A 12,494-nucleotide genomic window follows, 5' to 3' on the forward strand; every position below is an offset into this window, starting at 1 on the left:
GCGAGAGGCGGAGCAGCCCCTTGCATTTCCGTCCGAAGCGCGTATGGTCGGGCTTCACCAGGCGTAAACGGACATGAAACGGACCCAATCCCACATGTACGCACCCGAGCGGCAGCAACAGATCCTCCACCTCGCCCAGGAGCGGGGCCGGGTGGACGTGCCGACCTTGGCCGAGGACTTCGGTGTCACCCAGGAGACCATCCGACGTGACCTGAGCGCCCTGGACAAGGCCGGGCTGCTGCACCGGGTGCACGGCGGCGCACTGCCCGTCGGCGCCCTGCACCTGGAACCCGGCCTGGCCGAACGGGACTCCACGGCCGCCGCCGAGAAGGAGCGCATCGCCAGGGCGGCGCTGGCCCTGCTGCCCACCGAGGGCAGCGTGATCCTGGACGCCGGGACGACCGTCTCCCGGCTGGCCGGACTGCTGCCCCTGGACTGCGCCCTCACCGTCGTCACCAACGCCCTCCCGGTCGCGGCCCGGCTGGCCGACCACCCTTCGCTCGCCCTGCACCTCGTCGGCGGGCGGCTGCGCCACCGCACCCAGGCCGCCGTCGACGCCTGGGCGCTGCGCGACCTGGCCGACGTCCACGCGGACGTCGCGGTGGTCGCCACCAACGGCTTCTCCCCGGAGGGCGCACTGTCGACGCCCGACCTCGCCGAGGCCGCCGTCAAGCGGGCCATGCTCGCCGGTGCGCGACGCGTCGTCCTGGTGGCCGACTCCTCCAAGTACGGCGCCCGCCACTTCGCCCGGTTCGGCTCGCTGGAGCAGGTCGACGTGCTGGTCACGGACACCGGGCTGACCGACGAGCAGGCCGCCCAGATCGAGAACCACGGACCGGAAGTCATCCGCGCATGATCGTCACCATCACCCCCAACCCCAGTCTCGACCGCACCTACGAGCTGGGAACGCTCGCCGTGGGCGAGGTCAACCGGGCCGGGCAGGACCGGCTCGACCCCGGCGGCAAGGGCGTCAACGTCTCCCGTGCGCTCACCGCCGCGGGCCACCGGACGACGGCGGTCCTGCCGCTCGGCGGCCCCTCCGGCGGACTGCTCCGCGACCTGCTGCGCCGCCAGGGCATCGACGTCGCGGCGGTCACCATCGCGGGCGACACCCGGATCAACGTCTCGATCGCCGAGGACGGCGGCGGCCTCACGAAGATCAACGCGGTCGGCCCCGAGCTCAGCGCCGCCGAGTCGGCCGCGCTGCTGGCCCTCGTCCGCGACACCCAGCAGGCCGGACGGGGCACCGGCGACGGCGTCGACTGGCTGGCCTGCTGCGGCAGCCTGCCGCGCGGCCTCCGGCCCGGGTGGTACGCGGACCTGGTCGCCCAGGTGCACTCGGGCGGCGCCCGGATCGCCCTGGACACCTCCGGCCCCGCACTGCTCGCCGCGCTCCCGGCCCGCCCCGACGTGGTCAAGCCCAACCGCGAGGAACTCGCCGAGGCCGTGGGCCGCCCGGTCGCCACCGTCGGCGACGCCGTGGCGGCAGCGGGGCAACTGCGCGAGCGCGGCGCCCAGCAGGTCCTCGCCAGCCTCGGTGCGGACGGGATGCTGCTGATCGCCGAGGAGGGCAGCTGGTACGGCAGCGCGCCGGTCGCCGCCGTCCGCAGCGACGTGGGAGCGGGCGACGCCTCGCTCGCGGGCTTCCTCGGAGCCGGCGGCACCGGCCCCGAGGCACTGGCGGCGGCCCTGGCGCACGGCGCCGCCGCCGTACAACTGCCGGGGAGCGTCATGCCGACCCCGGCCGATCTGGACCCGGCCGCGGTGGTCGTGACGGCGGACCTCCCGCTCGAACGGCCGCTCCGCGGCTGAGCACCGCCTCCTGCCGGAGGCACCCCGCCGGACCGTGTGGGACGGGCACGGCGGACATTCCCGGGGGCAAGGGAACACTGTCAGGCACCAGTCGAAGGACCGACACGATGAGCGACACCAGCGGACTGATCACACCCGCACTCGTTGACCTCCACCTCGCCCCCGCGGACAAGAGCGAGGCGCTGCGCTCCCTCGCCCAGCGCCTGGTCGCCGAGGGACGGGTGACCGACCTCGACGGCTTCCTCGCCGACGTGGCCGCCCGCGAGGCCCAGGCCCCCACCGGGATGGGCGACGGGATCGGCATCCCGCACTGCAGATCACCCCACGTCACGCGGCCCAGCCTGGCCTTCGGCCGGAGCACCAGGGGCGTGGACTTCGACGCCCCGGACGGCCGGCCCGCCGACCTGGTCTTCATGATCGCGGCACCCGCCGGCGCGGACGACACCCACCTGCGGATCCTCGCCGCGCTGGCCGGTCGGCTGATGGACCCGGCGTTCACCGGCGCCCTGCGCGAGGCCGGGAGCCCGGCCGCGGTCGCGGCCCTGGTCAACGGGGAGGAGGCGCCGGCCGTCGCTCCGGTGGCTGCCGCCGCCCCTGAGCCGGACCCGGCTGCTGCCCCGGAGCCGACCGGCGGCGGGCTGCGGCTCGTCGCGGTGACCTCCTGCCCGACCGGCATCGCCCACACCTACATGGCCGCCAAGGCCCTCGAACTGGCCGCCGCCCGGGCGGGCGCGCGGATCCAGGTCGAGACCCAGGGCTCGGCCGGGACGACGGTGCTGCCCCCCGAGGTGATCGCCGCCGCCGACGCGGTGATCCTCGCCCATGACGTCGAGGTCCGGGACCGTACCCGGTTCGCGGGCAAGCCGACCGTGGACGTCGGGGTGAAGGCCGCCGTCAACCGGGCCGACGACCTGATCGCCCGGGCCGCCGCACTGGTCGCCGAGGCCGGCAGCGGGGCACAGGCCGCCACCCCGGTCGCCGGGGCGGGCGCGCCGGCCGGCGAGCACTGGGCCCAGCGGCTGCGCAAGTACCTGATGACAGGCGTCAGTTACATGATCCCGTTCGTCGCGGCGGGCGGTCTGCTGATCGCCCTCGCCTTCGCCATCGGCGGGTACCGGATCGCCTCCGCGCCGTCCGTGCTGGGCCACTTCGACTGGACCTCCTCGCACAGCTGGGCGGCGATGCTGTTCCAGACCGGCAAGACCTCCTTCGGCTTCCTCGTCCCGATCCTCTCCGGGTACATCGCCTGGGGGATCGCGGACCGGGCGGCCCTGGCCGCCGGCATCGCGGGCGGCGCCGTCTCGGTGGCGGTCGGCGCGGGCTTCCTCGGCGGCATCGTCTCCGGCCTGGCCGCGGGCTTCCTGGTGCTGTGGATGATCCGCTGGAACGTGCCGCGCGCGATCAGGGGCATCATGCCGGTGGTGGTGATCCCGCTGCTGTCGGTGGCGGCGGTCGGCTTCCTGATGTTCGTGCTGGTCGGCTCGCCGATCGCCTCGGCGATGAACGGCCTGACCGACTGGCTGAACGGCCTCTCCGGCTCCAACGCGATCCTGCTCGGCGTGCTGCTCGGCGCGATGATGGCCTTCGACATGGGCGGCCCGCTCAACAAGGTCGCCTACACCTTCGCGGCCGGCGCGCTCACCACCGCGGGCACCACCCCGGACGCCGGCAGCCTCAAGGTGATGGCCGCGGTGATGGCCGCCGGCATGACCCCGCCGCTGGGCATGGCCCTGGCCACCGTCGTCCGGCGCAGGCTCTTCACCCCCGAGGAGCGGGAGAACGGCAAGGCGGCCTGGGTGCTCGGCGCCTCGTTCATCACCGAGGGCGCGATCCCGTTCGCCGCGGCGGACCCGCTGCGGGTCATCCCGGCGAACATCGTCGGCAGCATGACGGCCGGCGGCCTGGTGATGGCCTTCGGCTCCACCCTGCGCGCGCCGCACGGCGGGATCTGGGTGCTGCCGCTGATCGGCAGCCCGTTCCTGTACCTGCTCGCGGTCGCGGCGGGCACGGTGGTCACCACGGCGGTGGTCGTCCTGCTCAAGGGACTGCGCAAGGACGCCGCCCCGGCGGCCGCGGACTCCGCCGTCGACGGAAAGGTGCTGGTCGGCGCCTGAGCCGAGGGGGCCCGAGCGGATCCGCCCGGGCCCGACGGCACGTCAGGGTTGACCTCCGGGGGGTTGCCAGGAGTGCCCGGTGGTGTTCGAGCCGGGCACGATCCTGCGGTGGACTTCCAGGTCGTCGACGATGATCACGACCAGGGTCCGGGGCCCGTGCACGCCTTCGACCCGGGTGAGTTCGATGTCGCTGGTCGCGGACGGGCCGGAGACGAAGGTCAGGGGCAGGTGCGGGTCGAGGCGGGCGAGCGCCCCGGGGACGTCGTCGACGATCTGCTCGGCCCGGACCACGCACAGGTGGTAGTCGGGGACGAGGGTCAGGGCGCGCCGTCCCTGGCCCGGCCCGGTGTCCAGGACGACGGTGCCGGTGACGGCGATGCCGACGGCGGCCAGCGTGACGGCGCCGTCGAGGGCGTCCAGCGCGGGGACGTCCAGCGGCTCCCGGTGCCATTCCCAGGCTCCGGACGGCAGGAGGTCGTCCGGGAAGCCGTCGGGCACCGCCAGGCGCAGGGCACCGCGTGCGGTGAGGGCGGCGGCGATCGCCCCGGGCAGCCCAGCCGGGTCGGTCCGGGTGACGGTGGCGCGGTAGTCGGCGACCCGCTCGGCGAACAGGGCCACCAGGTCCTGGCCGTCGGCGGTGTGACCGCGCCGGTAGTCACGCGGGACGGGCACGTCCTGTGGGCCCTCGTCCGCGGGGACGTCGGCGAGCGCGGCGCGGATGCGCCCGAGGACGGTCTCTCGGGTGGTCGTCACTTTCCCTCCCGGTTCTTGCGCCACCAGGCGCGGAACGACTCGGCGGGCGGCGCAGGGGTGTCCCGTTCGGCGGACCAGCCGCTGAACGGGCCGGGCAGTCGGCCGATCCGGCCGTTGCGGGCCAGCGCCCGGCCGCCGAGCGAGACCGCCTTCTGCGCGGCGCCCAGCAGTGCGGGGGAGCCGAGGACGGCGGCGGCCGCCTTCATCGCCAGCGCCTCGCCGGTGGGCAGGCCGCCCGGGCCGCGTGCGGCCTCGACGACCTCGGCCCGCAGGTGCACCAGCAGCTTCGGGATGTCGATCTTCACCGGGCAGGCGTCGTAGCAGGCCCCGCACAGGGTGGAGGCGAAGGGAAGGGAGGCCGCACTGCTTTTGATGTCACTGCGGACACCGACGAGCTGCGGGGTGAGCACCGCGCCGATCGGCCCGGGGTAGACCGAGCCGTAGGCGTGCCCGCCCGTCCGCTCGAAGACCGGGCAGACGTTGAGGCAGGCGGAGCAGCGGATGCAGGCCAGGGCCTGGCGGCCGACGGTGTCGGCCAGGGTGTCCGTACGGCCGTTGTCGAGCAGGACGAGGTGGAACTCCGACGGGCCGTCGGCCTCCGTGGTGCCGCTCCAGGTGGAGGTGTACGGGTTCATCCGCTCGCCGGTGGAGGAGCGCGGGAGCAGTTGGAGGAACACCTCCAGGTCCGCCCAGGTGGGGACGACCTTCTCGATGCCCATCACGGTGATCAGGGTCTCGGGCAGGGTGAGGCACATCCGGCCGTTGCCCTCGGACTCCACCACGACGACGGTGCCGGTGTCGGCGACGGCGAAGTTGGCGCCGGAGACGGCGACCTTGGCACGCAGGAACTTCTCCCGCAGGTGCCGGCGGGCGGCCTCGGCGAGTTCGGCGGGCTCGTCGCTCAGCCCCTCGGGGGCCGGCTGCCCCCACGCGCCCATCCGCTCGGCGAACAGGTCCCGGACTTCGGTCCGGTTGCGGTGGATCGCCGGGACGAGGATGTGCGAGGGCCGGTCGTCGCCGAGCTGGACGATGAGCTCGGCGAGGTCGGTCTCGTAGGCGGTGATGCCGGCCTCGGCCAGCGCCTCGTTGAGGCCGATCTCCTGGGTCGCCATGGACTTGACCTTGACGACCTCAAGCTTTTCCTCGTCACTGCCGCCGGTGGCCCGGACCAGTTCGGTGACGATCCGGTTGGCCTCGGCGGCGTCGGCGGCCCAGTGGACGGTCCCGCCGGCCGCGGTGACCGACTCCTCCAGCCGCACCAGGTGGTGGTCGAGATGGCGCAGCGTCCGGGTCTTGATCGCGTCGGCGGCGGTGCGCAGCTCCTCCCAGTCGTCCAACTCCGAGGCGACGGCGAGGCGTTTGTCGCGGATGACGGTCGTGGCGTGTTTCAGGTTGGCCCGCTGCCGGGTGTTCGCGAGGGCCTCGCGGGCGGCGTCGGGGAAGGACGGCGAGCCCAGCCAGACCACTCCGCGGTCGCCGGGGGCGGTCACGGGCGTCCGCCTTCGGTCGCGGCCAGGATCTCGGCCAGGTGCATGGTCCGCACCCCGGCGGCCTGCCGGGACAGCCCGCCGCCGATGTGCATCAGACAGGAGTTGTCGACGGTGCACAGCACCTCGGCTCCCGTCTCCCGCACCGCCCCGACCTTGTCGGCGAGCATCGCGCCGGAGGTCGCGGCGTTCTTGACGGCGAAGGTGCCGCCGAAGCCGCAGCAGGAGTCGGCGGCCGGGAGTTCGACCAGGTCGAGCCCCTCGACGGCGCGCAGCAGCCGCTGCGGTCGGTCGCCGAGCCGCAGTCCGCGCAAGGAGTGGCAGGTGGGGTGGTAGGTGACCCGGTGCGGGAAGCGGGCACCGACGTCCTCGACGTCGAGGACGTCGGTCAGGAACTCGGTGAACTCGTGGACCCGGGGCGCCAGTTCGGTGACCTGTCGGTGCAGATCCGGGGTGCCGTACCGCTCGGCGAGAGCGGGGTGGTGCTCCCGGACCAGCCCGGCGCAGGACGCGGACGGGGTGACCACCGCGTCGTAGTCGGCGAAGGTGCGGGTGAACCGGGCCGTCAGCGGGACGGCGTCCGCACGGTAGCCGGTGTTGAGGTGCAGCTGCCCGCAGCAGGTCTGTTCCGGTGGGAACTCCACGGTGTGGCCGAGCCGTTCGAGGACGGTCAGCACGGCGCGGCCGGTCCCGGGGAACATGGTGTCGTTGAAGCAGGTGATGAACAGCGCGATGCGCATCGGCAAGCCATCCTGTCGTCCGGCAGGGGCGGGGCGGTTGCGGCGGGTCGACGGTGCGCGCCCGGCGCGGCGGTGGGCGCGTCCTGCTCGGCGGCCGTCTCCACGCGTGCCTCCGTCCGGGCGCCCGGGTACGCCGGACGGGTGAGGCCGGCGCTCCGCACCAGGGTGGGCCGGGCCCCCGCGGCCCGTGCTCCCGGCCGCGGCGGGCGGGGGTCACGGCACGACGACCAGCTTTCCGCGGGTGCGCCCGGTGCGGCTGGCGTCGAAGGCCTCGCCCGTCCGCTCCAGCGGGAAGGTCCCGGCGACCTCCACGGTGAGCGCGCCGCGGTCGACCGCCGCGGCGAGTTCGGCGAGCTTCGCGCCGTCCGGGCGCACCCAGATCCAGTGGCCGCCGTGCTGCGTCACTCCCGGGTCGGCGATCGAGACGTGCCGCCCGTCGTCGGCGAGCACGGCCAGGGTGGTGTCCAGCTGGCCGCCGACGAAGTCCGCGACGGCCGTCGCACCGCCGGGCACCAGCGCGCGCACCCGCTCGACCAGGCCGTCGCCGTACGCCACCGGTTCGGCGCCCAGCTCGCGCAGGTACGCGTGGTTGCGCTCCGAGGCGGTGCCGATCACCCGGGCCCCGCGGTCGCGGCCGAGCTGCACCGCGAGGCTGCCCACGCCGCCCGCGGCGCCGTGCACCAGGAGCACGTCGGCGGGGCCGACCGCGAGCCGGTCCAGGCTGCGCAGGGCGGTGAGCCCGGCCAGCGGCAGCCCGGCCGCCTGCGCCCAGTCGAGCCCGGCGGGCTTGCGCGCCACCGCGGGTGCGGCGACCGCGACGTACTCGGCGAAGGTGCCGGCCTGTACCGCGTCCTTGCGGGCGTAGGCCATCACCTCGTCCCCGGGGGAGAACTCGGGGGTGTCCGGGCCGGTGCGGGTGACCACCCCGGCGACGTCCCAGCCGGGGATGACGGGGAAGACCGTGTCCATCATGCCGTCCAGGCCGCCCGCCATGACCTTCCAGTCGACCGGGTTGACGGAGGCCGCCCGGACCTCGATCAGTACCTGGCCGGGGCCGACCTTCGGGTCGGGCACCTCGCCGTACTCGAGCCGGGAGTTGTCCGGGGCGTACGAGTCGTAGGTCACCGCGCGCATGAGTCGACCTCCAGGGAGCCGGGGTTGCGGTCTCGCGCACCGCCGCCCGGGGTGAGCGGGGCGCCGTGGGTCACGCTATGCCGGAGGCGGGCGCCCGGCACCTCGCCCCGCCGTCGCGGCGCCGTCCGCCGGTGGGCAGGGCACCACGCCGCACGCTGCGTCAGGCGTGTTCCGCCTCCTCCAACTGTCTTGGCACGGTGGCCTTCTGGTCCAGGAAGTGGTGCGCGCGCCGGTCGTACTCCAGTTGGTGCGCCCGGATCTCCTCCGAATTGGCGGCGGTCCAGGCGCACAAGCGGTTGAACGGCTCCCGCAGGGACACGCCGAGCGGAGTGAGGGAGTACTCGACTCCGACCGGAGAGGTCGGCAGGACCTGGCGCATGATCATCCCGTTGCGCTCCAGCCGGCGCAGGGTCTGGGTCAGGACCCGCTGGGTGACGCCGTCGACGCGGCGTTTGATCTCGTTGAACCGCCTGGGCTCGTCAAGGACCGCCAGGACCGTCATCGACCACTTGTCGGTGATCTGGTCGAGAATCGAACGGCGTATGTCGGAGCACTGGACGGGGTGTTCGGTGGTCATGATCCCCCAACGTTCACGGGGCACGGCGGCGGCCTCGGGCGGGGTGCGGGTGCCCCAAGTTGTGCGTGATGCGTGTGATGCGCGTGATGTGCGCAAGGTGCGTGATGCACGTGATGTGACCATCATGTTCGTGTCAGTGAAGGGCTGTCAATCCCGCGGGCCCTTACCGGGAAGTGACGAACTCCGGTCACCGCAGAGCGGTCACGCGGCCGCGGGCAGCCCGTCCGGCAGCCCGTCCGGGAGCCCGTCCGGGAGCGCGAACAGCAGGTCGTACAAGGGTCGCCCGGTGCCGTGCCAGATGGACAGCGCGTAGACGCTGATCGGGTAGTCGACCCAGCGCGGCGGCGCCCACACCGTGCCGCGGACGACGTCCCCCTGCCCGCCGGCGTCGAGGCTCGACGGCACGTCGCCGGCCTCGACGAGCAGCTCCCAGCCCCGGCGCGGGACGGCGAACGAGGCCTCGGCGAGGTCGCCGCGCAGGCTGGCGCGCAGGATCGTCGTCGCCGCGATGTCGAGGCTCAACGCGCTGTCGACCAGCACGCGGTCGACCTCGAAGCCGGAGGCGGCCAGCCAGGTGCACAGGTGGTCGACGGCCGCGCCGAGCAGGTCCGCGGTGGCGCGTTCGGAGCGCACCGCGCGGCACAGCAGCGCCTGGTAGTGCACCTCCTCGGGTACGACGACCTGGTCGCCGATGACCGTCCTCAGCAGTCCCATGTCCAGGCTGGACGGGTCCCGGTAGACGGCGGCGACGTCGCGGGCGACGGCGCGCAGGAACGGGTCGGCGCAGTCGTCCAGGAGGAACGACCACAGCTGCCGGCACAGTTCGACCATGCGGACGCCGGTAGTGGTGTGGAGCACCCGGAGCGCGCAGCGCAGCAGGATCTTCTGGAACAGCGTCATGGAGACCCGGAACTCCATGCCCCGCACCCACTCCTCGGCGGTCATCGAGCCGTGCTCGACGACCACGTCGGCGATGAGTTCGGGATTGGTGATGTCGGCGGGCATCCAGCGGGTCCGCAGCCCCTGCTCGTCCTTGAAGGCCTCGCGCGAGTAGTCGGTGTTGTTCAGCAGCAGCAGTGGGTAGATCACCGGCGATCCGCCCGCGGTCAGCACCTCCTCGATCCCGTCGAGGTAGGAGTCGAAGGTTTCGCCGGGCAGGCCCCAGATCAGGTCGGTGTAGGTGGGCACGTCGAGTTCGCGGAAGCGGGCCAGCAGCCGGCGGTAGTGGTCGGTGCGGATGTTGGCGCGGTTGGCGATCTTGAGCACGTTCGCGTCGAAGGACTGCGCGGAGAGCGTGATCGCGCCGGTCAGCTCGGCGGCGTGCAGCATGCTCGCGATCTCCACGATGCGCTCGTTGCCGTTCTTCGCCCAGTTGGTGCTGACGATCAGCCGCTTCCCGTGGCGCCGGCTGAGCTCCACGATGTGCTCGGCGATCTGCCGGTCGCGGCCGAGGATGCCGAAGTTGGCGTCCGCGATGAACAGCGTGGCGTCCTGGGGCATCAGCCGGATCAGCCGGTCCAGTTCGGCGAAGATCCGCTCCAGGTCGAACTGGCGGACCTTGGAGTTGGTCGCCCCGCCCCAGTAGCAGAACGCGCACCCGTAGGGGCAGCCCCGGTTGGTCTCGTAGACGATCATGGACGAGCCGGTGATCTCCTCGTCGGAGTACACCGGGGTGAGGATCGGCGAGACGACCTGGTCGAGGTCGGTGATGCGGTCCGCGTCCGGATTGGTGACGACGGCTCCGTCCCGCCAGTGGCTGATGCCGGGGATCGCGGCGAGGTCCCCGTCGGTCAGGAAGGCGTGCAGCAGGTCGCGGAAGCGCAGTTCGCCCTCACCGTGCACCAGCACGTCCAGCCAGGGCGCCTCGGCGAACAGCGGTTCCTGCTGGTAGCTGACGTCGTTGCCGCCGACCACGACGCGGCAGTCCGGCCAGCGCTCCTTGACCTGGCGGGCCAGCTCCAGGGACTGGGCGCGGTTCCAGAAGAACACGGTGAGAGCGACGGCGAACGGCTCGTCCCAGGTGTCGAGAAGTTCCTTGGTGGCCTGCTCGCCACCGCTCTGCTCGCGCACGCTGATCCGGAAGTCGCAGGCCGCGTCGAGGGCGGGGTCGGCGGTCGCCGTCGCCTTGAGGTACCCGAGGGTGACGCTGTACCGGACCCCCTGCATCGCGGTGAACTCGACGAGCTGGACGGTCTTCCGCCGCTCGGGCACCGGTGTCGGCCGCCGGCCGGCGTCGGCCGCGCCGTCGGTGACGTGGTGGGAGTCGATGGTGGAGGTCATGACTGCACTTCCCGGCGAAGTAGGGCAAGCTCGGACAGTTCGCACGTGGCCGCGGCGCCTCGCGCACGCTCCTCGTGATCGCTCACAGCGCCGTGACACCCGCATGCGCGACATCGCCCGGGTTCCGTCTCCGCCGTCGTCCGCCCCGGCGCAATGCCCGGCTGTACGGGATGCCGGCGGCTGCCAACATTTCCAGCGCATTGCACCGGCGTCAATAACGCACTCCCAGGACCGTAGGTATCTCCGGGGATACCGGGAAGATTTGAGCTTAATTTGAGTTACAGCCCGGAATGCCGGTCGTTATTGACGGTCCTGATGGCCCGATGTAGCGTCAGCGGCGAAACACCCGGTGGCGTGCCGACTGGGCCCGGAGTGCTCGGGTGACGAACCCCCGAGATTCATCCGGTGAAAATCCGGCTGTTAAAGGGAGTGTGGTATCGGTGCGCTTCGGGCTTTCATTTCTTCCGGACTGCACGCCGGAGACGAAATCTCCGCAGGACTATTTCAGCGACGCGCTGGAGTTGTCGGTCCGGGCGGAGGCGGGCGGTCTGGATTCGGTGAAGATGACCGAGCACTACCTCCACCACTACGGCGGCTACTGCCCCAGCCCGCTGGGCTTCCTCTCCGCGGTCGCCGCCCGGACGAGCTCGGTCAGGCTCATCACCGGCTGCGTCCTCCCGGTCTTCCACCACCCGATCCAGCTGGCGGCGGAGGCCGCGCAGGTGGACGCGATCAGCGGCGGCCGGCTCGACGTGGGATTCGCCCGGGCGTACCTGCCGGACGAGTTCGACGCGCTGGGCGTCGACATGGACGAGAGCGTCGACCGGTACCGCGAGACCATCCGCGCGGTCCGGCGGATCTGGACCGAGGAGAAGGTCAGCGAGGAGACGCCGTTCTTCTCCTACCGCGACGTGACCGGACTGCCCCGGCCCACCCAGCAGCCGCACCCGCCGATGTGGGGGGCCGCGGTGCGCACGCCGGAGAGCTTCACCTGGCTGGGCACCGAAGGGCTGGGGCTCCTGATCACGCCGATGATCTCGCCCCACGAGTTCCGCGCCCAGCTGACCCTCTACCGCGACGCCTTCCGGGCGGCGCACGGCGGCTCCGGGCTGCGGCCCCGGGTCGCGGCCAGCCTGCCCCTGGTGGTCGCGGAGACCGACGAGCGCGCGACCGAGATCGCCGAGACCTATCTGCGGCGCTATCTGGACGTGTGGGCGGAGGCCGTGAACCCGTGGGACCGGCGGGAATCCTCCGCCTATCGCGGCTATTCCGGATTCGGCTGGATGCTGCGCAATCTGCGGCCCGAAAAGCTCTACACCGAAGGCGGCGCGATAGTCGGATCTCCGGCCACCGTCATCGACCGCATCCGTGCTTTCAACGACCACATCGGCGGCGTCGACCAGATCCTCTGGCAGATCGATTTCGGCGCGATGCCGCTCCCCGAAGCTCGGCAGACCCTGGAGCTCTTCTGCGACCAGGTGCTGCCGGAGGTGAAAGCACTCTGACCGCCGGTGCCGGCTCCCGATGTGGGTGGGGTCGCACCGGCCCGACGACGGGAAAGGAGGTGAACGACATGGAGGACTTCGACCTGGTGCTG

At 72.6% G+C, this 12,494-nt stretch carries 10 protein-coding genes; 4 read left to right on the plus strand and 6 right to left on the minus strand.

What is annotated here, in order from left to right; translation table 11 throughout:
* The first annotated feature begins 94 nt into the window (after window positions 1–94).
* The 3 genes from ACFC1T_RS21950 (at window position 95) to ACFC1T_RS21960 (ending at window position 3,926) form a co-directional block, all read left to right on the plus strand.
* Window positions 95–856 carry a DeoR/GlpR family DNA-binding transcription regulator gene (locus ACFC1T_RS21950; protein WP_375891017.1) on the plus strand — a complete coding sequence of 254 codons (762 nt, stop codon included), beginning with the start codon at window positions 95–97 and terminating at the stop codon, window positions 854–856.
* Window positions 853–1,812, plus strand: coding sequence for a 1-phosphofructokinase (pfkB, locus tag ACFC1T_RS21955; RefSeq protein WP_375891018.1), 960 nt, complete (start codon window positions 853–855; stop codon window positions 1,810–1,812). The genes ACFC1T_RS21950 and pfkB overlap by 4 nt, the downstream gene beginning before the upstream one ends.
* Before the next feature lie 107 nt (window positions 1,813–1,919).
* Complete coding sequence (locus ACFC1T_RS21960; protein ID WP_375891019.1) at window positions 1,920–3,926, plus strand: fructose-specific PTS transporter subunit EIIC; 2,007 nt, start codon at window positions 1,920–1,922, stop codon at window positions 3,924–3,926.
* Between the two features lie 42 nt (window positions 3,927–3,968).
* Here ACFC1T_RS21960 and ACFC1T_RS21965 read toward each other — a convergent pair whose 3' ends face one another.
* From ACFC1T_RS21965 to ACFC1T_RS21990, 6 genes are all read right to left on the minus strand, one after another.
* Window positions 3,969–4,679, minus strand: a complete 711-nt coding sequence (locus ACFC1T_RS21965) for a lactate utilization protein C (RefSeq protein WP_375891021.1) — start codon at window positions 4,677–4,679, stop codon at window positions 3,969–3,971.
* Window positions 4,676–6,169: a lactate utilization protein B gene (locus ACFC1T_RS21970; RefSeq protein ID WP_375891022.1), complete on the minus strand. Its 1,494-nt coding sequence runs from the start codon at window positions 6,167–6,169 to the stop codon at window positions 4,676–4,678. Before ACFC1T_RS21970 ends, ACFC1T_RS21965 begins: the two co-directional genes overlap by 4 nt.
* Window positions 6,166–6,906 (minus strand): (Fe-S)-binding protein, encoded by a 741-nt coding sequence (locus ACFC1T_RS21975; RefSeq protein WP_375891023.1) that lies wholly within the window; start codon window positions 6,904–6,906, stop codon window positions 6,166–6,168. The genes ACFC1T_RS21970 and ACFC1T_RS21975 overlap by 4 nt, the downstream gene beginning before the upstream one ends.
* Window positions 6,907–7,119: 213 nt before the next feature.
* Entirely contained in the window at window positions 7,120–8,040 is a 921-nt protein-coding gene (locus tag ACFC1T_RS21980; protein ID WP_375891025.1) for an NADP-dependent oxidoreductase, read from the minus strand.
* A 160-nt stretch (window positions 8,041–8,200) separates the two neighbouring features.
* Window positions 8,201–8,617 carry a winged helix-turn-helix transcriptional regulator gene (locus tag ACFC1T_RS21985; protein ID WP_375891027.1) on the minus strand — a complete coding sequence of 139 codons (417 nt, stop codon included), beginning with the start codon at window positions 8,615–8,617 and terminating at the stop codon, window positions 8,201–8,203.
* Window positions 8,618–8,818: 201 nt separating this feature from the next.
* A complete protein-coding gene (locus tag ACFC1T_RS21990; RefSeq protein WP_375891029.1) occupies window positions 8,819–10,897 on the minus strand; it encodes a radical SAM protein in 2,079 nt (692 codons plus the stop codon).
* A gap of 440 nt (window positions 10,898–11,337) precedes the next feature.
* Here ACFC1T_RS21990 and ACFC1T_RS21995 point away from each other — a divergent pair, with 440 nt between their 5' ends.
* Window positions 11,338–12,402, plus strand: a complete 1,065-nt coding sequence (locus tag ACFC1T_RS21995) for an LLM class flavin-dependent oxidoreductase (protein ID WP_375891031.1) — start codon at window positions 11,338–11,340, stop codon at window positions 12,400–12,402.
* The last annotated feature ends 92 nt before the right edge of the window (window positions 12,403–12,494 follow it).

This window comes from Kitasatospora sp. NPDC056076, from assembly GCF_042266305.1.
GTDB lineage: Bacteria > Actinomycetota > Actinomycetes > Streptomycetales > Streptomycetaceae > Kitasatospora.